General features: G+C 66.2%; 14 protein-coding genes. 7 read left to right on the forward strand and 7 right to left on the reverse strand.

Going from position 1 to position 19,477, the window contains the following annotated elements; genetic code table 11:
- Window positions 1-133: 133 nt before the first annotated feature.
- A complete protein-coding gene (locus tag AC3WL2_RS04725) occupies window positions 134-700 on the forward strand; it encodes a GNAT family N-acetyltransferase (RefSeq protein WP_102681954.1) in 567 nt (188 codons plus the stop codon).
- Here AC3WL2_RS04725 and AC3WL2_RS04730 read toward each other — a convergent pair.
- The 4 genes from AC3WL2_RS04730 to AC3WL2_RS04745 all read right to left on the reverse strand — a co-directional run bounded on the left by AC3WL2_RS04730 (window position 697) and on the right by AC3WL2_RS04745 (window position 3,720).
- Entirely contained in the window at window positions 697-1,308 is a 612-nt protein-coding gene (locus AC3WL2_RS04730) for a dTMP kinase (RefSeq protein ID WP_102681953.1), read from the reverse strand. The two genes, AC3WL2_RS04725 and AC3WL2_RS04730, sit on opposite strands and share 4 nt — an antisense overlap.
- A gap of 52 nt (window positions 1,309-1,360) precedes the next feature.
- Window positions 1,361-1,783 (reverse strand): PA0061/PA0062 family lipoprotein, encoded by a 423-nt coding sequence (locus tag AC3WL2_RS04735; protein ID WP_102681952.1) that lies wholly within the window; start codon window positions 1,781-1,783, stop codon window positions 1,361-1,363.
- Between the two features lie 176 nt (window positions 1,784-1,959).
- Complete coding sequence (locus AC3WL2_RS04740; protein ID WP_102681951.1) at window positions 1,960-2,859, reverse strand: proline iminopeptidase-family hydrolase; 900 nt, start codon at window positions 2,857-2,859, stop codon at window positions 1,960-1,962.
- 99 nt (window positions 2,860-2,958) lie between these two features.
- Window positions 2,959-3,720, reverse strand: a complete 762-nt coding sequence (locus AC3WL2_RS04745; RefSeq protein ID WP_102681950.1) for a LuxR family transcriptional regulator — start codon at window positions 3,718-3,720, stop codon at window positions 2,959-2,961.
- Window positions 3,721-3,891: 171 nt separating this feature from the next.
- Between AC3WL2_RS04745 and AC3WL2_RS04750 the strand changes: the two genes are divergently transcribed.
- The 6 genes from AC3WL2_RS04750 to AC3WL2_RS04775 are packed head-to-tail and all read left to right on the forward strand — an operon-like array spanning window position 3,892 to window position 10,114.
- A complete protein-coding gene (locus tag AC3WL2_RS04750; protein ID WP_023631947.1) occupies window positions 3,892-4,782 on the forward strand; it encodes a proline iminopeptidase-family hydrolase in 891 nt (296 codons plus the stop codon).
- Between the two features lie 3 nt (window positions 4,783-4,785).
- A complete protein-coding gene (locus AC3WL2_RS04755) occupies window positions 4,786-5,733 on the forward strand; it encodes an ABC transporter permease (protein ID WP_102681949.1) in 948 nt (315 codons plus the stop codon).
- On the forward strand, window positions 5,730-6,584 hold the full coding sequence (locus tag AC3WL2_RS04760) for an ABC transporter permease (protein ID WP_102681948.1): 855 nt from the start codon (window positions 5,730-5,732) through the stop codon (window positions 6,582-6,584). Before AC3WL2_RS04755 ends, AC3WL2_RS04760 begins: the two co-directional genes overlap by 4 nt.
- Window positions 6,581-7,567 carry an ABC transporter ATP-binding protein gene (locus AC3WL2_RS04765; protein WP_102681947.1) on the forward strand — a complete coding sequence of 329 codons (987 nt, stop codon included), beginning with the start codon at window positions 6,581-6,583 and terminating at the stop codon, window positions 7,565-7,567. Before AC3WL2_RS04760 ends, AC3WL2_RS04765 begins: the two co-directional genes overlap by 4 nt.
- Window positions 7,564-8,538, forward strand: a complete 975-nt coding sequence (locus AC3WL2_RS04770) for an ABC transporter ATP-binding protein (RefSeq protein WP_102681946.1) — start codon at window positions 7,564-7,566, stop codon at window positions 8,536-8,538. Before AC3WL2_RS04765 ends, AC3WL2_RS04770 begins: the two co-directional genes overlap by 4 nt.
- 34 nt (window positions 8,539-8,572) lie before the next feature.
- On the forward strand, window positions 8,573-10,114 hold the full coding sequence (locus tag AC3WL2_RS04775; protein WP_102681945.1) for an ABC transporter substrate-binding protein: 1,542 nt from the start codon (window positions 8,573-8,575) through the stop codon (window positions 10,112-10,114).
- Between the two features lie 37 nt (window positions 10,115-10,151).
- Here the strand turns inward: AC3WL2_RS04775 and AC3WL2_RS04780 are convergent, their stop codons facing one another.
- The 3 genes from AC3WL2_RS04780 to mnxG form a co-directional block, all read right to left on the reverse strand.
- Entirely contained in the window at window positions 10,152-12,299 is a 2,148-nt protein-coding gene (locus AC3WL2_RS04780; RefSeq protein ID WP_102681944.1) for a hypothetical protein, read from the reverse strand.
- Window positions 12,286-13,482, reverse strand: coding sequence for a DUF3142 domain-containing protein (locus AC3WL2_RS04785; RefSeq protein ID WP_102681943.1), 1,197 nt, complete (start codon window positions 13,480-13,482; stop codon window positions 12,286-12,288). Before AC3WL2_RS04785 ends, AC3WL2_RS04780 begins: the two co-directional genes overlap by 14 nt.
- 138 nt (window positions 13,483-13,620) lie before the next feature.
- Window positions 13,621-19,467 carry a manganese-oxidizing multicopper oxidase MnxG gene (gene mnxG / locus AC3WL2_RS04790; RefSeq protein ID WP_102681942.1) on the reverse strand — a complete coding sequence of 1,949 codons (5,847 nt, stop codon included), beginning with the start codon at window positions 19,465-19,467 and terminating at the stop codon, window positions 13,621-13,623.
- Window positions 19,468-19,477 lie beyond the last annotated feature (10 nt).

Consider the following 19,477-nt stretch of genomic DNA (forward strand, 5'->3'; position numbering starts at 1 on the left):
AACGGGATGAATCTTATCACCCATTGGCCATCTAGTTTCGAAAAGTACCGAAATCACCGAGGTACTGATGTATACCGAACCTGTCTTCCTCCCTACCCTGTTCCCCACCTGATCAGCCAACTGAGGACATGAGATGAGCCTGGAAACAACCCGACTGCTGCTGCGCCCTTGGCGAGACACCGACGCTGCGGATCTGTACGAATTCGCCAAGGACCAGCGAGTCGGTCCCATCGCCGGCTGGCCCCGGCACACCAGTGTGGAAAACAGTGCCGAGATCATTCGCACGGTCTTCAATCACCCTGAGGTCTATGCCGTCGAGTTGAGGGAAAATCGCCGTGCGGTAGGGTGCGTCGGTATCCTTATCGGTGGCGATAGCAACTTCGAAATCAGTGCGCAGGAAGGCGAAATCGCCTACTGGATCGGAGTACCGTACTGGGGCCAGGGCCTGATTCCCGAAGCTGTGCGGGAAGTGATGCGACACGCCTTCGAAACCCTGAAGCTCAAAGCGCTGTGGTGTGGTTACTTTGCCAACAACAGTCAGTCCTTTGTCGCGCAGTCGAAGTGTGGTTTCCGCCATCACCATACTGAAGAGAACAAGTACAACCCGTTCCTCCAGGACTACCGGACAGAACACATCAGCCGCATTACCTATGAGCAGTGGCTCGAGCATACGAAAGAAGGCACTTTTCGAGCAGGTTAATCAAACAGGCTACGGATCTCTGATACCAACGCCTGCGTTGCCTCTTCAAGGGTTCCTTCGTTACGACATAAAACCCACCCTTGATCGGCAACCACTTGCTCGAACGCTTGGGTGCACGCGACATGCTCTTCCAGTGCGTGCATCACAGTACTGCTCAAGCCGCGTGACCGCGCCGCTGCCCTCCTCCACGAAATCTCAGGGTCGGTGACAACGCCCACATGCAGGTCCGGCACCCGCACGTTGCGTTCGATGTTCAACCGCAGGATCTCGGCAAACGGCACCAGCCGGCGAAACGCCGCATCGGACGGGTACCAGCGATCGATCAGGATGATGCTGTCCGTCGGCTGCTTGGCCAGCACGTGCCGGGAAATCCAGGCACGGCTGTCCGCCAGGCGCTCACAAACCTTCATCTCCAGGTCCCGGCAGGGTTTCCTGACGAACTGGTTGACCAGGACCATGGTTTCGCCCCGGTAGGGATCGCTGTTCTTCTCGCTGATGCGGATCACCTTCCTGTTTTCCGCCCTCAGCGCTTGCGTGACGGCTTCCAGGAGCGTGGTCTTGCCGGTGCCCTTGGGGCCATCCAGGGAAATGAACAGCGAACGACTCATGCTTCACACAACGGTTGAATTCCTTCACGAACAGTCAATGAACCGGGCTCGGTCACATCAGGCAGTAGAACTCACTGACCTCTGCGACGATTTCCCGGGCGGCATTGTACAGCCTCGCCTCGGGTGTCAGGGCCATGGAGCGGGCTTCCAGGACATAGCGCTGACCAGCCTGGAAATGGGCGTATTCGAGGGTGAGGTAGCATTGGCGGACGGTGGTGCCACCCAGCATGCTCGTGCCTCCCCCACCGTTCGTTTCATAGTCGAAGCGCACGATCAGTTCGTGGCTGCCGGGGCTGACCTGGAAGAAACGGCCTTCATCCAGGCGTTGCTTGTCCAGGCGTTCGGCCAGCAGGACGCGGTCATTGGGGAATGGCAGCGACAGGTCGACCCAGGCCATCTGCGGGTTGGCGGCTGGCAGTGGGGTTTGGCAGCCTGGGATGACGGTGATCAGTAACAGCAGTAGCAGCCGGCGCATGGTGAGGTTCCTTGGGGAACTGGGTTAAGGATAGCGCTGGGGCGTTGGGTTGTTAATCACCGCGTGGGAACGTGCTGGTGCTCGTCACCTGGGAGGAGATAAAACTCAGGCCCGCCAGGTTGAACCCGGACAGGCCTGAGGAAGGGAAACTGTCGGCCGGCGGGCGGCCGTTGAAGCTACAGACTCTCGTCGAGGAACTTGACCACCGTGCCCATGCACGCCACCCGTTCTTCCACATGCGGCATGTGGCTGGAGTTCTCGAACAACGCCCAGCGGATACCGGGGATCAGGTCCAGGTACGGCTTGACCACCAGCGGCGTCGCCTCGTCGTAGCGCCCGGAGATCAGCAGGCTCGGCACGTTGATCCGCGGCAGGCGGTCGACGATGGTCCAGTCCTTGGTGCTGCCGATGATGTGAAATTCGTTGGGCCCGGTCATCGCGTGGTACACGGTCGGGTCGGCCTCCACCTGGGCGAAGGTGCGTGCCACCTCTTCCGGCCAGGGCTTGAGCCGGCACACGTGGCGGTCGTAGAACACCTGGGTGGCGGCGATGTAGTCGGCCGCGGTGTAGTCGCCCACGGCTTCGTGGCGCAACAGGGTTTCCTGGACGTCCTTGGGCAGTTCCTCGCGCAAGCGGTTGGCCTCGCGCACCCAGGTGCGCATGTCGGCCGGCGAGTTGGCGATCACCAGGCAGCGCAAGCCCCTGGGCTGACGCACCGCGTGTTCGCTGGCGAGCATGCCGCCCCAGGACTGGCCCAGCAGCGCGTAGCGCTCGCTGATGCCCAGGTGCTTGAGCAGGTTGTCGAGCTCATCCAGGAACAGCTTCACCGTCCAGAACGACGGCGGCATCTGCGGCAGGTGGGTCGAACGGCCGTTGCCCAGTTGGTCGTAGTGGATGACCGGGTAGCCACCAGCGGCGACATCTTTATAGGCATCGACATAGTCGTAGGTGCAGCCCGGGCCGCCGTGCAGGATGACCAGCGGGGTGCGGCCACAAGCCAGGTCGCCGGTGACGCGGTACCAGGTCTGGTAGTCGCCAAAGGGGGCAAAACCTTCACGCGATGGGGTGAGTTCCATTTCATCCGGCTCCATGTGAATCATGGAACACACGATAACCCTATGCGCAACGCGGCATAACTAGAGAGTTCGCTAGGTTTTCGGTTTTTTTTGCCCCTTTCACGGGTCGAGCAGGCGGTAATGCACCGCCCGGGCGACCGCCTGGACGCGGTTCTTGGCCCCGAGCTTGTGCATGGCCGAGGTCAGGTGCAGGGAAATTGTCGCCAGCGAGCGGTTGAGCTTGTCGGCGATCTCCCCCGCCGTCAGGCCCTCGGCGGCCCAGCGCAGGCACTCGGCCTCGCGACGGGTCAGGCGGATGGCGCGGGTGGCGGATTCCTTGGCCAACAAGGGATAGGCGGCTTCCTGCAGGGCATGGGCGATCAGGCTGAAATCGGCAAGGTGTTCCCGGGCGTCGTCCAGGTCGCGCTGGCTGGCCTGGGGGCGCAGGCCGGTCAGGGTCGCCAGGCCGCCGCGCGGCAGGTGGATGGGTACGGTTACCCCGCAGGTCAGTTGCGCATCGTGCAAGTAGCCGACCACCGGGGCATGGCGCCTGTCGATCAAGCGCTGCAGGACGGTCTCGCCCTTGGGCAGGTACGACCAGACGAAGGGGGCGATGGAGGACACGGCCACCTGCTGCACCGGGTCGATCTGGTAGAAGCCTTCGGAGCACCACAGGTCCTGCCAGTCCTTCGGGGTCTGGCGCAGCCTGACCACGGACGGGGTGATCAGCTCGCCGGTGTGGTCCAACGGTACCGGGCTGTAGTCATACACCAGGGCGTCGAAGCCCAGTTGCGCCGCCAGGTCGGCGACGCTGTCCATCTGTTCGTCCAGGCTGCTGCCTGACGCCAGACGCGAATTAAGTTCAGCCACCTTGGCCTGCATACCTGACACTCCCTGTGTTCCTTGTGGATTTCCAACTTGAAGTCCGGCACGTAGAATGCCACGGCTTGGCGCGGGACTGCCATACAAAACCTATAGGAAACACTAGCTTGTAGGCGACGAATTCTCCTGCGCTAGTTATAGCCCCAAGCCATGGCCAACAGGAGAGTAGCGATGTGGCGTGAGATGCAACCTGACCAGCGGTTCGATGTAGAGGTCGATGGCCACAACGTCGTGGTGTACAGCTTTGGCGAAGGGGACGAGGTGCTGCTGTGCCTCAATGGCGGGCCGGGGCTGCCCTGCGACTACCTGCGCGACGCCCATGCCTGGCTCAAGGACAAGGGTATCCGCGTGGTTGCCTTCGACCAGCTGGGCACCGGCGCCTCCGACCGCCCGGATGACGACAGCCTGTGGAACATCACCCGCTACGTGGCCGAGGTCGAACGCGTGCGCCAGGCCCTGGACCTGGGTCGCGTGCACATGCTGGGGCACTCCTGGGGCGGCTGGCTGGCAATCGAGTACGCCATTCATCACCCGCAGTCGCTGAAAAGTCTGATTCTCGAAAACACCGTCGGCGATATCCCGCACCTGATCACCGAGCTTGAACGCCTGCGCGGCGCGCTGGGCAGCGAGACCGTGGCGATGATGCAGCGCCACGAGGCCCTGGGCACCCTCGACCATCCCCAGTACCAGGCGGCCATCACCCTGCTCAACTACCGCCATGTCTGCCGCCTCGAGCAGTGGCCGGCGCCGATCCAGCGCTCGCTGGGCGACTGGAACATGGGCCCGTACAGCACCATGCAGGGCCCCAACGAGTTCCTTTATATCGGCAACCTCAAGGACTGGAACCGCCTCGAGCAGATGGGCGAGTTCCGCATGCCGGTGCTGATCACCACCGGCCAGCATGACGAATTGACCCCCGCCTGCGCCATGCGCATGAACCTGGCCCTGCACGGCCGCGCCGAGCTGCACGTGTTCCCTAATAGCAGCCACATGCCGTTCTACGAAGAACCCCAGGCCTATTTCCCGGTGTTGCTGGACTTCCTGCAGCGCAACCGGGGTTGATCGATGAACCTGGCACGTTACCGGTTCGTCCTTGTTCGCCCGTTGCAGTTGCTGCCGGTGCTGCTGGGCATCAGCATCATCACCTTCGTGCTGGTGCGCTCGATCCCCGGCGACCCGGCGCGGGTGCTGCTCGGCGCGCGCAGCACGCCGGACGCGATCGCGAAGATTCGCGCCCAGTTCGGCCTCGATGAGCCGATCTGGGTGCAGTACCTGTACTTCCTGAAGAACCTGCTCAACGGCGACCTGGGCAAGTCATTGCTGTACAAGGTCGATGCCCTGCCCCTGATCGCCGGGCGCATCGAGCCCACCTTGTTGCTGGTGCTGGGCAGCGTGCTGCTGGCGTTGCTGATCGCCGTGCCGCTGGCCACCCTCGCCGCCCGCCACAAGGGCGGCTGGGCCGACAACCTGATCCGTCTGTTCACCACCGCCGGGCTCGGCCTGCCGGCCTTCTGGCTGGGGCTGATGCTGATCCTGCTGTTCAGCGTGCACTGGGGACTGTTCCCGGTGTCCGGCTATGGCCGCACCTGGCCAGACAAACTGCACCACCTGGTGCTGCCGTGCCTGACCATCGCCCTGGCGCTCTCGGCGGTGCTGGTGCGCAACCTGCGCGCGAGCATCCTCCTTGAGCTGCAGGCCGACCACGTCACTGCCGCACGCGCCCGCGGCCTGGGCGAAGGCGCGATTCTGCGCCGACACGTTCTGCCCAACGCCATGCTGCCCACCATCAACCTGCTGGCGGTCAACATCGGCTGGCTGATCAGCGGCACCGTGGTGATCGAGAGCCTGTTCTCGCTGCCCGGCGTCGGCCAGCTGCTGGTGCGCGGCATCTTCACCCGCGACTATATGGTGGTCCAGGGCGTGGCCATGGTACTGGCCTGTGCCACGGTGGCGGTGAACTTCATCGCCGACGTGGTGACCACCGCCCTCGATCCGCGGGTGAACATCCAATGAGCCAGAGCCCCGCACTGGCGCTGCGCTGGCGCCTGGCCTGGCACTTGGGCAATGGCCGCCTGACGCTGTACTGCGGCCTGGCGATCGTCCTTGGCTGGTGCCTGCTGGCCCTGTGCGCGCCGTGGATAGCACCCTTCGACCCGCTGGCACAGGATGCAGACCTGCGGCTGGCCGCGCCCAGCCTGGCCCACCCCTTCGGCACCGACAACTTCGGTCGCGACATTCTTTCGCGAGTGATCTGGGGCGCGCGCATCGACCTGCAGATGGCGCTGATCGGGGTGATCTTCCCGTTCCTGCTCGGCACCTGCATCGGCGCGGTTTCCGGCTATGTCGGCGGTTTGCTGGACAACGTCTGCATGCGCCTGGTCGATATCGTCCTGGCCTTCCCGTTCCTGGTGCTGATGCTGGCGATCATGGCCATCCTCGGCCCGGGCCTGGGCAGCTTCTACATCGCCATGGCCCTGGTCGGCTGGGTGTCCTATGCGCGGTTGATCCGCTCGCAGATCCTGGTGCTCAAGCAAGGCGATTTCGCCCTGGCGGCCAGGAGCCTGGGGTTCAGCCACCGACGTGTGCTGTTCGGCCACCTGCTGCCCAACGCCCTGTTCGGTTCGGTGGTGTTCTGCATGTCGGACGCGGTGCTGGTGCTGCTCAATGGCGCGGCCGTCAGCTACCTGGGCCTTGGCGTGCAGCCGCCCACCCCGGAGTGGGGCACCATGGTGGCCGAGGGGCAGAGTTTCATCACCAGCGCCTGGTGGATCTGCACCTTCCCGGGCCTGGCCGTGGTGACCCTGGCCATGGGCTTCAGCCTGCTGGCCGACGGCGTCGCCGAGCTTCTGGGAGACCGCACATGAGCCCTGCCCTGCTTCAGGTTCGCGAACTGAGCGTCATCGCCCGCGCCGGCCAACGCGATATCACCCTGGTCGATCGCCTGTCCTTCGACCTCGGCGAGGGCGAGATCCTCGGCCTGGTGGGCGAAAGCGGTTCGGGCAAGACCCTGGCCTGTCGCGGCCTGATGCGCCTGCTGCCGTCGCCCAACCTGCGCCTCGAAGGCCAGGCCGTGCGCCTGGCCGGCAACGACCTGCTGCGCCTGGACGAGGCCGGCATGCGCCGTATGCGCGGTCGCGAGCTGGGCATGATCTTCCAGAACCCCAGCAGCCACCTCGACCCGCTGATGCGCATCGGCGCGCAGATCGCCGAGGGCATCCGCCTGCACCAGGGCGCCTCGCGGCGCGAAGCGCGGGCCGAGGCCATCGAGGTGCTGCGCCAGGTCGGCATCCCCGACCCGAAAACCCGCGTCGACAGCTATCCCCACGAGTTCTCCGGCGGCATGCGGCAACGGGCGATGATCGCCGTGGCCCTGGGCTGCAACCCCAAGGTGCTGATCGCCGACGAGCCGACCACGGCGCTGGACGTCACCGTGCAGGCGCAGATCCTGCGCCTGCTGCTGGAGCTGCGCGACCGCCGCGGCCTGTCGATGATCCTGATCAGCCACGACCTCGGCGTGGTCGCGCAGACCTGCGACAGTATCGCCGTGATGTATGCCGGGCGTCTGTGTGAACATGGCGCCAAGCAGGCCCTGCTCAGCCAGCCGCGCCATCCCTACAGCGCCGGGCTGCTGGCCTGCCACCCGGCGGCGCGGCGGCACGCGGGGCTGATGAACACCATTGCCGGGCAACCGCCACTGCTCGACGCCCTGCCCGCAGGGTGCCGATTCGAGCCGCGCTGCCCCCAGGCCACGCCTGACTGCCGGACACAATTACCGGAACTGCGGGTGGTCGGCCCCGGGCATCGCCTGGCCTGCCATACCCCGCTGCTGGCCGGAGGCCTGTCATGACCACGCTGTTGCAGGTCAACGACCTGCATGTGCAGTTCCCCGCCCCGGGCGGCGGCCTGTTGAACCTGCGTCCACGCAAGGTCAACGCCGTCAACGGCGCTTCACTGAGCCTCGCCGCCGGCCAGGCCCTGGGCCTGGTGGGCGAGTCGGGCTGCGGCAAGAGCACCCTGGCCCGGGCCATCCTGCAGCTGACCCCGGCCAGCAGCGGCCAGGTGCTGTTCGACGGCAGCGACATGTGCCAGGGCAACCGCCTGGATATCGAGCGTCTGCGCCGCGAGACCGCGATGATCTTCCAGGACCCGTACAGCGCGCTCAATCCACGCCAGCGCATCGGCCAGATCCTCGCCGAGGTGCTGCAGGTGCAGCGCAGAGTGCCCACCGTACAGATCCCGGCCCGGGTCGCCGAACTGCTCGGCCTGGTCGGCCTGCGCGCGGAACTCGCCGAGCGCAAGCCCGGCTCGCTCAGTGGCGGCCAGTGCCAGCGGGTCGGCATTGCCCGGGCGCTGGCCGTCGAGCCCAGGCTGATCGTCGCCGACGAGTGCGTTGCCGCGCTCGACGTGTCGATCCAGGGGCAGATCATCAACCTGCTGCTGGACCTGCGCCAGCGCATGGGCCTGGCCCTGCTGTTCATCACCCACGACCTGGGCGTGGTACGCCACCTGTGCGACCGGGTGGCGGTGATGTACCTGGGGCGGATCGTCGAGGAAGGCCCGGTGGCCGAGGTCTTCGACGACCCGCGCCATCCCTACACCGCCGCGCTGGTACAGTCCATCGCCGACATCGACCCGGCCCGGCGCCTGCCGCAGCACCCGCTGGCCGGCGAGCCGCCGAGCCCGCTGCAGCCGCCGTCCGGCTGCGCCTTTCACCCACGTTGCCGCCACGCGCTGCCCCAGTGCGGCGCAGACATTCCCCCCAGCCACGCAGAGGGCAACCGGCACCATGCCTGCGTCCACCCGCGACTGCCGTGTTGACCCACCCCACATGACCATCAAACGGAGCTTGAGCATGAAACCCACCGCATTGAAGTTACTCACCGCCGCCGTGCTGGCCGCCAGCACCCTGGCCGGCGGCATGGCTCAGGCCGCCGGCGTGCTGACCATCGGCTGCCGCGAGGAGAGCACCACGTTCGACCCGATCAAGAGCGCGCAGAACCGCGACAGCTGGGTCTTCGCCAACGTCTACGACGTGCTGGTGCGCGTCGACAACAGCGGTACCAAGCTCCTGCCGGGCCTGGCCGAAAGCTGGAAGGTCTCCGACGACGGCCTGACCTACACCTTCAAGGTCCGCGACGCCAAGTTCTCCGACGGCTCGCCGCTGACTGCCAGCGATGCGGCGTTCTCCCTGCTGCGCATCCGCGACAACCCCGGCTCGCTGTGGGCCGACTCCTACAAGATCATCGACAAGGCCGAAGCGCCCGATGACCGGACCCTGGTGGTGACCCTGAAGAACAAGTCGGTGCCGTTCCTCGCGCAACTGGCCACCGCCAACGTGTCGATCCTGTCGAAAAAGGCCATGGACGCCATCGGCGAAGAAGCCTATGCCCAGGAACCGGTGACCTCCGGCGCGTTCAAGGTCAAGGAATGGCTGCGCGGCGACCGTGTGATCCTGGAAAAGAACCCCTACTTCTGGGAAGCCGACAAGGTCAGCCTGGACGGCGTGGAATGGATCTCCATCCCCGATGACAACACGCGCATGCTCAAGGTCCAGGCCGGCGAGCTGGACTCGGCGATCTTCGTGCCATTCTCCCGCGTCGACGCGCTGCAGAAAGACAAGAGCCTGACCATCCACATCGACCCGTCGACCCGCGAGGACCACCTGCTCATCAACCATGAGAAAGGCCTGCTGGGCAAGGTCGAGGTCCGCGAGGCCATCGACCTGGCGATCGACAAGAAGGCGCTGGTGGAAACCGTGACCTTCGGCCATGGCGAGGCGGCCTACTCGTACATCCCCAAGGGTGCGCTGTACCACAATGCCAACAACCCGCAACGCCCGTTCGACCCGGCCAAGGCCCGTGAACTGCTGAAGAAGGCTGGTGCCGAGGGGCTCAAAGTCAACTACGTGGTCAACGCCGGCAACGAGGCCGACGAGCAGATCGCCGTGCTGGTGCAAAAGCAGCTGGCCGATGTCGGCATTACCGCCAACCTGCAGAAAGTAGACCCGACCCAGAGCTGGCAGATGCTGGTCGACGGCGACTACGACCTGTCGGTGATGTACTGGACCAACGACGTGCTCGACCCGGACCAGAAGACCACCTTCGTGCTTGGCCACGACACCAACCAGAACTACATGACCCGCTACCACAACGACAAGGTCAAGGAGCTGGTGGCCGCGGCCCGGGTGGAAACCGACCCGGTCAAGCGCAAGCAGATGTACCAGGACCTGCAGAAGCTGGCCAAGCAGGACGTGCACTGGATCGACCTGTACTACAGCCCTTACATCAATATTTCGCGCAGCAATATCCAGAATTTCCTGCAGAACCCGTTGGGCCGTTTCACGCTTGAGGAAACGGTGAAGCAGGATGCAGGGGTGAAGACTGCACAGAAGTGAAGGTCAGGGGGCGGCTGATGGCCGCCCCCTTTTCGTTTCACACCTTGGCCCTGCGCCGCCGCAACCACATCCAGGCAACCCCCGCCAATACCACCACCCCCACCGGTAGCACCTGCGCCTTGTACGGCCGCAATGCCGCCCGCGCGGCATCCAGCTTCTCTGCCACGTAGCGTTTGTTGGCCTGGTCGAAGCGGGGCGCTTCGCACTGGTTGCCGAAATCCTCTGCCCACTGCACAAACGGCCCCTGCTGGACGTAACGCTTGTACAGCGCGCTTTCCTGTTCGGTGCCCGGCACCCAGCCCGCCGCCGTGCACAGCACCGCGGCGAAGGCCTGGCTGCTGCGCGGCAACTGGTCCGCAGCCTGGTTGGCCAGGTCGGCGGCGACATAACGATAGTGGTAGCGTTGGTCTGGTTTGGCCTCGGTCGCCAACTGGCGCTGCACCTCGCCGGCACCGATGAACGGCCCGGGCTGCAGGGTGGCACTGCCCAGGCTGAAGCTGCCGCCCAGCCAGGCATAGTCCGGCGCCATTTCGTAGCCGAGGATCTCCATGCCGGCGCCGCGTGCCAAGGTGGCCGCGGCAAACAGCGCCTCGGCGCGGCCCGTGGGCGTCCAGCGCGAGACGGCCTCCTGGCGGTGCTGGCCGTAGGCCTTGGCGTCGGCCTGCAACTGGGCCGTGGCGAAGTAACCGGGCGCCTCATCGTAACGGCCTTCGCGCAGCAGGCGGCGGCCCAGCAACTCACGCAGCTGCGTCGCCACCGGCCGCGGTGCATAGCCGCCCTCTTCCACCTTGGACGCTGGTGGCGCCGGCACATGGGCGTCGACATAGCCCTTGAGCTCGTCCAGGGTCAGCACGCGGTCGGCCACGTTGGCCGTATCCTGCCAATAGATGTCCTGGCTGCGGTACAGCAAGTCGAAGGCCTGCAGGTAGTCGCCGCGCTCCAGTGCCAGTATCGCGCCCTCGCCTTCGACCCGGCAGCCGGGCTTCACGCTTTCGTAGTCCCAGTCGGGCGTCTGTCTCGAGCCCCACGACTCTTCGCGGGGGAACGCGGCGGCGGCCTTGGCATAGGCAGCGGCGGCCTGGGCCTTGTCACCGTCGCGCAAGGCCAGCTTGGCGCGCAGCCACCAGGCAAGGCCGGTATCGCCAGCCTGCTGCAGATAGCTCCTGGTCGCGGCATAGTTGCCTTGCTGATAGGTCAACGCAGCCAAGCGGTCGGCGTCTTCCAGCTGGTCGCCGACACTGGCCTGCAGCAACGCGGGCAGGCGCCGGGCCTGGGTTGTCGGCTGGCCGTCGTAGTCCCAACCGACATGGCTGAGCAGATAGGCGGTGAGCAGCTTGCGTGGCATCGGTTGTGCCAACTGCGTCTTCAGCTGTTCATCCGGCAGGCTCACCAGTTCGTTGGCAAGCTGCCTGAGCGAGCTGTAGCCGCTGCCCGAGCCCAGACGGCTCTGGCTGGCATACAAGCGGATGGCGCTGTTCCAGTCGCCAGCGAGCTTGGCCAGGCGGGCCTCCTCGCCAAGGCTGGCAACCCCCAGTTCCAATGGGTCGCTGAAGCCTTCGGCGCTGAGCGCGCGGGCCTGGTGGAAAGCCTCGCGCGCCTGGGCTTGCAGGGCCTGCGGGGTCTGTTGCGGATCATCACTGGCCTCGAAGCTCCGGGCCATCAAGGCCCGCCCCAGCGAGTAGGCCGCCCAGGTGCTGCGCAGCTTGCGTTGTTCAGCTGGCAGGGCCAGCACCTTGGCGAAATAATCCGCCGCCAGGGCGTGGTCGCCTGTGTCGAAAGCCACTGCGCCGGCAATGTACAGACGCAGTTCATCCGGCAGTTCGGCGCCCTGCTCCAGCACTTGTTGCGGATCTGGCAGGGCCCGCAGTTGCGCGACCTTCTCGCGCAGCGATTGCGGTAGCTCGATTGCCTCGATACGGCTGCGCTGCTCACGGTAAGGTCGGTCGTTGTCGTCACTGTCCCAATAAGGCGTCAGGGTCGCATCGGTGGCGGGCTTGAGGCCTGCGATCTGCTCGCCGAGGCGATTCACCTCGAAGCCGAAATTGCCCTCCGGCAACTCGGCCAGGGTGTGCGCTCGGTCGCCGAGCAACTGCATCGGGAAGTCCGGGCCACAGGCCAGCGCCGGAACGGCCGGCACGCTCAGGGACAGGCACAGCAGGCGCCGGGGCCAGTTACGGGTAGACATTCCATGCTCCTTGATCGATTCCATGGCAGCGCGCCCAGCCGAGGACGCGCCGGCCGCCAGCGGCGAGACGCGCGCTGGACTGGCGGTTAAAAGTGATGTGTCGCGGGGATTGCTGAAAGCGGTAGCCGTTGAGCCCGTCGGCAGCATCACAGGATGCGACGTTCAGCTCCACCCGTGCAGGCATCGGCAGGTCGAGATTGCCGACGTTGACCAGCGTGATGTCGCGCAGCCCCGCCTGCCCGGACAGCTCGACCCGCCATTGGCTGGCGAGCGCATCGCCCCGCGCCACCGCGCTCAAGGTGGTCAGGCTCCAGGCGCGGCGGTCGCCGGGCAACGGCAGGCGGAACCAGATCAGCCCGGCCAGGTGCGCAGGTGGCTGGTTGCGCAATTGTCTGCCCAGGTCCGCCAATTGCTGTGGATCGGCCAACAGTTCGCGGCGTTCGCCACCACGGTTCAAGGGCGTTTCGCTTTCTACAACGGGCGCACCGCCGGTGTCGGGCAGCAACGCGACGCCGTAGGCTGGCAAGGCCAGGTAGAACGGTTTGTCGCCGACGCGACTCCAGCGTTCGGCCCATTGCCTGGCCTGCGCCGGATCGAACAGGCCGCGACGCGGGTCGCTCACTGCGTGCACCTGCAACACACTGCTGTCCACCGCCTGCAACAGCGCCGGCAGCTGCGGGCTATCGAGCCAGGCGGGCAACGCGGTGATGCTCAGCTTCAGGCCCGGCGGCAGTTGGGCGCGCAGTTTCAGAAGAAATTCGCCATAGCCCGCAAGGCGCGCGCTGCCACTGTCATGGTCGATCTCCAGCCCCTCCAGGGGCACACCCGCGGCCTGCCAGTCCGCCAGCAGGCGCGCCATCTGTGGGCCTGCCTCCTGCAGGTCGAGCGCCGGCAACTGGCCATCCAGGCGCACCACCGCGATCACCGGCCGGCCATCGGCCTTGAGCCGTGGCAGGTCGACCAGCGCCCTGCTCCACCCGGCCTTGGGCTGCGCTTGCAAGGCCAGCACGCGCAAGGTCGAAAAGTCGGCGCGGCTGTCCGCCAGGGCCTGCTCGTGGGCGGGTTGCCATTGGCGTTGCCAGATATAGAGCTGCTGGTCGAGGGGCGGCGTGGGCTCAGGCCGGCAGCCGGCGAGCGCAGCGAGCACGACACAGAAAAACAGCAGGGACAGGTTGGCGGGCATGCAATCCTTTGTCTGGCGCGTTGGGCTGCCGTTGGCGAGGGGGCGATATTACCTCAATCCGGCACGCTATCACGCTCCAATCCTGTCGGCAGATACCTGGCGGCCTCTCCACTTCCCGGTCAGGCCGCCAGGCCCCTTTCACTGCGCAGGCGCCACCGCCGGCGGTGGCTCGTTGGTCACCCGCAGGATCCCCCACAGCCCCGAGGCATTGCCATACGCCGCATAGTCGCGGAACAGGTAATCCCCCGGCACCGCGTTGGCGCCCCCGGCACTGGGCAGCATGAAGCTGAAGTGCGCCGCCGGCAGCACGCTTTCCTGCGCGCCCACGTACATCGCCATCGGGTTGTAGCCGTAGCGCACCGAGCCGATCCCCGGCAGGCCCATCGGGTAGCCGCTCACGTCGCTCTTCTCGGCCTGGTAGTTGTGCAGTGGCCACAGGTGCCCGTCGAGCTGGTAGGTGATGCCACGGCTACCACCGCTGGGCATCAGTACGTGGCTGCGCGCCGGCTGGCCGGGCTTGGCCCAGAGCACCGGGGTCTGCGGATCGCCGCCGACCAGGGCATTGCTGTAGGCCATGTGGGCATTGGGCACATCGGCGAAGCCGAAGCCATCGGCATGGCCGAACGGCGCGTCCGGCGCCAGGCCGAAGCGCAGCCACAGCGGCTCGGTCTTGTAGTTCATCGCCATGTTGCCGTTGTCCTTCGGATCGCCCGGCACGCCGTTACCCTCGGTGGCGATGCCCTCCACCGGCCGGCCATCGGCCCAGCGCATGTTCAGCGAGCGCTGCCACACGGTGACGAAGTCGCGGTAGTCGGGCTGGCCGCTGACCTTCACCGTGGCCTGGGCGCGGCTGGCGGTGTCCTCGGTCCAGGTCGCGCTTTGCGGCAGCACGCTCATGGCGCCCACCAGGCCTTTCTGCGGCTGCTTGATGACATCCGCCGGGGTCAGGTTGAGGCCGCCGAACTCGATGGCCGTGGTGTTGATGTTGTCCACGGTGCGGCCCAGTTGCAGCACCGGTTTGCCTTCACGCTCCAGGTGCCCGGCGTAGTACTGGTACACCCGGTTCGGGTAGGCGCCGCTGCTGCCGTTGCGCGGCGGCACGGTCTGCACCGGGTTGAGGCCGACGTTGACGCCGTCCGACTTGGTGATGTCGTAGGCCAGCAGCTGCGCATGCAGGCCGACGTGGCTGGACGGGCGCATCAGGTTGTTGTTGAACGCCGTGGAGCCCTCGCCGCCGGCGCGGTCGCGCTTGACCACGTTCTGCATCACCGCGCTGCTGGGCAGGTCGGGCATCATCAGCGGCAGGCGGTTTTCCAGGGTGATGCTGATGCAGTCGCCGGCGTTGGCGCGCAGCACCAGTGGCTCGACCGGCACGCCGGCCTTGAGCTTGCCGGTACTTGTGTCAAGGTCGGCCTTGCGCACGTAGAGCACCGCGGTCGGGTCATGCAAAGGCGAACTGTGCCCGCCCACAGTGAAGGTCGCGCCGTCCTCCTCGTCGGTGACGGTGGCCATGGGAATATCGACCTTGCGGCTGTTGAACACAAGAGTGCCGCCATTGGCCTTGAGCGCGCCACCGACGTGCTGGCCGATACCGGCCGGGTCATTGATGCTGACCCCGTGGCGGTTCTCGAGAATATCATTGGCCAGGGCCGCGACGATCTCGTAGCTGCGCTTGACCGTCGGCCGGGTACCGATGCCGTTGGCGTTGGCCGTGGTCTTCGGACAGATGCCGTCGAAATTGACGGTATTGCGCATGGCCACCGGCTGCGGATTGTTCGGCAGGGCGAACAGGTCGGCGCGTTGCGCGGTGTAGTTGCGCATGATGCCCCAGATGCCGTTCCAGTAGCCTTCCAGCGCCGCGTCAAGCGAGTACAGGTAATCGCCGTTGGTGGCGGCGGAGCTGGAAATCATCGACACCGGTGCCATGAACCCGAGCTGCTCGGAGATGCCCACCATCTGCGACGACTTCCACCCCGAGTTGGAGCTGTTGCCGAAGCCCGAGCCGTTCTGCAACCACTTCACGCCGTGCAGGGTAACGTTGTGTTCCTCTTCGTGGCCGCCGGCGTGCATGCGCAGGCGCACGTTGTCACCGGAATAGGTGCGCAGCAGCGGTGTGAACGGGTCACCCGGCTCGCTGCCCTTGTTGACGTGCGGCGGGAACAGCGTGGTGCCGCCAGTGGGGCCGGTGGCCTGGGTGATCGCCGAAGGCGCCAGGTTCATCGCCGGGATGGCGCGGTCGGTGCGGCTCTGCATGGCGTAGGCCAGGTCGCCGCCGAGGCCGTCGGCCTGCATGCCACGCTTGCCGTCCGGGCCGACCTTGTTCGGGTCGAACACGCGCAGGGCCAGCGGTTCGTTGCGGTAGTTGACGACGAACATACCCGGGTCATCCACCGAGATCGCCTGCGGGCACGGCCGGGTCGGGCAGCCCGGGCTCAGCCCGCCACGGGATTCGACCACCGACTCGAGCAGCGTCGAGGCCTTTTGCCGCACGGGCGGGTTGATGGCGTAGCGGAAGCTGTCGGCGGTGGCCGGATAGGCCTGGCCATCCGGTACGCCATTGGGCCCGGCGCCCACATACACGCCGGCTTCATAGGCGTGCTGGAAGTCGCTGTATTCGAGGAAGAACTCCCGGTAGCTGTCGTTCTTGCCATCGCCGTCGTGGTCGCCGGTCTGGATCACCGCCTGCCACGAGGTCGGGCCGCCATCCTGGCGGGTCGCCGGGTTGTACAGCTGTTCGCCGGTTTCGGCGTGGTACCAGGTAGAGCCTGCGGGCTCGGCCAGCACGGTCGCATACAGCCCGAGCTGTTGGTGGGTCGATGGGCCGAGATGGTCATGGGTGAAGATGGTGCCCAGGCCACGGTCGACGTTGTGCACGTTCACCAGGGGGTCGGCGAACCAGCGTTGCATCGCACTGCGCGCGCCGAGCCAGTCGGCCCGGCCAAAGCGCCCGAAGTACGGATGCTGCTTGGCTTTCGGGCAGGCGGCGGTGCCGTCGCGGGTATCGCCTTCGGTGCAGTTGTTGAAGTTGCGGATGGCATGGACGCGCTCGACCACGCTGCCGGGCGAAAGGATGCCGTCCTCGTAGTTCCAGCCGTTGGCCGAACCGTCCGCGGCGGTCAGGTCCCATTTGGGCAAGTGGATATGCTGGCCGATCACGTCGGTCGGGGTACGTACCTGGTAGTCGTCCATCTCGTAGAACGACGGGATCAGGTTGGTATGCACGTACTGGGTACAGTCGAAGGTGTTCATGCGCATCACCAAAGGCTCTGGCGGGCGCTGCTTGGTGATCACCGGCCAGGCGTCTTCCCACAGGGCGAGGATGCGCGCCTGCGGGAAGTGGTAGCCGACCTTGTTGTACACCGCGTCGAACTGGATGTTGGCCGCCTTGTACATACGCGGCCGGTCGGCGGTGAAGGTGGACGAACCGCGGAAACTCATGCCGGTGAGGTTTTCGCCGCTGAAGAACTCGCCGACGCCCGAAGACTGGGTCAGGCGCTTGCCGCGGTCGTCCATGCACGGTTCGTAGAACGGCGCGCCGGCGGTGGGCAAGGCGCCGTTGGTGCGGAAGGCCTTGGCCACCGGCGCGCTGCCGGGGATCAGGGCGAAGCTTGGGTGCTCGGCCTTGGCGTGGAACTGCATGGCCGCCTGTTCGACCTCGGTGCCCTCTTCGGGCAGGTAGATCGGCTTGGCCTTGTGCACCACCTTGGAGAAGTCCAGCTTGGTGGTGGTGGTCACGGCGTCGCCACCGGCTGACACACCGTCGAGGGTGTGCCGGCCAAGGCCGCCATCCCAGCCATCGACCTGGTTGGGGTCGAGGTTGGCCCACAGCGCCTTGCCGCTGTCCTTGAGCTGCCGGGCCAGCGTCGGGTCAAGCATGTCCAGTGGCGGGGTTGGCGGACGCTGGCCGACGCTGCTTTCCATGCCGCCGATCCAGAACGGGTAGCCGGGGTTTTTCAGGCTGCCGTCGGCGTTGCGATTGGTCTCGCTGCGGTCGACCAACGCGAGGGAGCCAACCGCACGCGGCGTGGCGGGGTCGCCGGAGTGATCGCCGCCCTCCTCTTCTCCGTCATCGTCATGTTCGGCGACCAGGGTCTCGGCCAGCTTGGGCACCACCGTGACCTTGCCCGGCATCGGCGCCATGGCCTTGCCGGGTAGCGGCACGATGGCCGGGATCGGCGTGCCGGCGATGATCTCGCCGTCGGGCAGCGCCCGGGCACCCGGGGCCGGCTTGCCATTGCGCAGGGCGAACGGCGTGGTGTGGAAGCCGTTCTCGCCCTCGCCGCTGACCGCCAGGCGGGTGCCTGGCTCGAACACATCATGTACCCGCCACATGGCCCACATGCCCTGGGCGAAGTGCGGATAGAAATGGCAATGGTAGATGGCGTCGCCCGCTACCCGGTTGCGGTTGCCGGAGCCGCCGTTGGCGATTTCGTAGGTGTAGCCCACGCCCGGGCCGATGCCTTGGGCGTCGATATAGTCGGAGTTGTCATCGTTGGGGTTGAACAGCCACTGGTGCCCGTGCAAGTGGAAGATGTGCTGCTCGTGGCCATTGTGGGTGTTGCGGAACTTGGTGAAGTCACCGATGTAGCTGTGGTGCACGTTGGCCGGTTCCGCCGGGTACAGAGCCATGGTCGCCTTGACCCCGGTGGCGCTGGCCGGCGGCGTTTCGCCCGGACGGATGTTCTCCAGCCCGACGTTGGCCGGGATATCCACCAGGGTGCCGATATCACCGACAGTGTGGGCACTGAGGAAGAATTCTTCGTAGGCGCACGACAGGCAGTCATGCATCGGCCCAACGCCCAGGCGGTTGGCCACCACCTCGGCGCCCATGCCGCCGGAGCCGTAGTTGATCATGAACGAGTCGCGGGTCGGCTCCAGCACGTGGCCCATGACCGGGTCAGCCCAGTAACCGGGGAAGGCCTGGGTGGCGGCGACTTCGTCGGCGAACTGCGAGGCGAAGTCGCGGAAGGCTTCCAGGCGATTGGGCAGCGCCGGGTTGCGCTTGCCGACGCTTTCCAGCGGATAGGTGTTGGCAGGGAAGCTGCCGTCGGGGTTGGGGCCCATGACGATGGCGTCGGTCTCGCTGCTCTGGATCTCGTTGCCGTCGACCATGGCAATGATCGGCTTGCCGGCCTTGCCCTCGGCGATCCACGGCTCGACGTTGGGGTAGCGTGCCTGGTAGTCGATCACAGGCTGACCGGTGGCCGTGCGGCCGGTGGTGGCCAGGCGCATCTCTTCCTCGGTCAGGGTGTTGCGGTAGGTGCGCCCGGCTTTGGGCACCACCACCACCTGGCCGAACAGGCCGTTGGCGACGTTGCCGCCGCCGCCCTGCCCGCCGAAGGTCGCGCCTTGGCTGGTAACGGCGAAGGCGCCTTCGCGCTCCGCGTACAGGGTGTAGCTGCGGGTGCCGCCCGGGGCGACCAGGAAGTTACCGTTGCGCCCGGTGTTGGCGGCGATGTCGCCGATGCTGTTGACCGCCTGCAGGCCATTGACCTGGAAGCCCACAAGGCGATCGGTGACCTGCTCGTCGGCGACGAAGTGCTCGTTGCCCTCGTTCTCGACCTCGGCGCCCTCTTCTTCCTCGCCTTCGACTTCGTTCTCGTCGTGATCGATGCCGTGCTTGTTGGGGTTGGCCTGGTAGGCCAGCAGGTTGCTCAGGTTGACCGTCAAGCAGTCCCCCGCCGCCACCCGCAGCACGATCGGCCGCGGGCGCTTGTCCGGGCGCAGGGTGACCTTGCCCGGCACCGCCGCACCGCCCTTGCTCAGGGGCACACGGTGCTCGTCCACCACGTCCTGGCGCAGGGCGAACATCATGCCGTTGGCGTTCTGCGCGCCGAGGCGGTTGAACATCAGGGGCTGGTCCAGCGCCACCACATTGGCCACCAGCGTGCGCTGGCACTGCACGGCGGCCTCGCTGGATACCTGCCAGCCCAGCAGGGCCAGCAGAAAGGTGGACAGGACCGGGCCTTTGCGAGGGGTCGACATGGGGCACCTC

The organism is Pseudomonas sp. FW305-96 (assembly GCF_058783825.1).

What these genes read in the sequence shown, in the direction of transcription:
- AC3WL2_RS04785 (WP_102681943.1), bottom strand. Translation starts at nt 13,482, where the DNA reads ATGCCCGCCAACCTGTCCCTGCTGTTTTTCTGTGTCGTGCTCGCTGCG.
- AC3WL2_RS04770 (WP_102681946.1), top strand. Translation starts at nt 7,564, where the DNA reads ATGACCACGCTGTTGCAGGTCAACGACCTGCATGTGCAGTTCCCCGCC.
- AC3WL2_RS04730 (WP_102681953.1), bottom strand. Translation starts at nt 1,308, where the DNA reads ATGAGTCGTTCGCTGTTCATTTCCCTGGATGGCCCCAAGGGCACCGGC.
- AC3WL2_RS04780 (WP_102681944.1), bottom strand. Translation starts at nt 12,299, where the DNA reads ATGTCTACCCGTAACTGGCCCCGGCGCCTGCTGTGCCTGTCCCTGAGC.
- AC3WL2_RS04750 (WP_023631947.1), top strand. Translation starts at nt 3,892, where the DNA reads ATGTGGCGTGAGATGCAACCTGACCAGCGGTTCGATGTAGAGGTCGAT.
- AC3WL2_RS04755 (WP_102681949.1), top strand. Translation starts at nt 4,786, where the DNA reads ATGAACCTGGCACGTTACCGGTTCGTCCTTGTTCGCCCGTTGCAGTTG.
- AC3WL2_RS04745 (WP_102681950.1), bottom strand. Translation starts at nt 3,720, where the DNA reads ATGCAGGCCAAGGTGGCTGAACTTAATTCGCGTCTGGCGTCAGGCAGC.
- AC3WL2_RS04760 (WP_102681948.1), top strand. Translation starts at nt 5,730, where the DNA reads ATGAGCCAGAGCCCCGCACTGGCGCTGCGCTGGCGCCTGGCCTGGCAC.
- AC3WL2_RS04735 (WP_102681952.1), bottom strand. Translation starts at nt 1,783, where the DNA reads ATGCGCCGGCTGCTACTGCTGTTACTGATCACCGTCATCCCAGGCTGC.
- AC3WL2_RS04740 (WP_102681951.1), bottom strand. Translation starts at nt 2,859, where the DNA reads ATGGAACTCACCCCATCGCGTGAAGGTTTTGCCCCCTTTGGCGACTAC.
- mnxG (WP_102681942.1), bottom strand. Translation starts at nt 19,467, where the DNA reads ATGTCGACCCCTCGCAAAGGCCCGGTCCTGTCCACCTTTCTGCTGGCC.
- AC3WL2_RS04725 (WP_102681954.1), top strand. Translation starts at nt 134, where the DNA reads ATGAGCCTGGAAACAACCCGACTGCTGCTGCGCCCTTGGCGAGACACC.
- AC3WL2_RS04775 (WP_102681945.1), top strand. Translation starts at nt 8,573, where the DNA reads ATGAAACCCACCGCATTGAAGTTACTCACCGCCGCCGTGCTGGCCGCC.
- AC3WL2_RS04765 (WP_102681947.1), top strand. Translation starts at nt 6,581, where the DNA reads ATGAGCCCTGCCCTGCTTCAGGTTCGCGAACTGAGCGTCATCGCCCGC.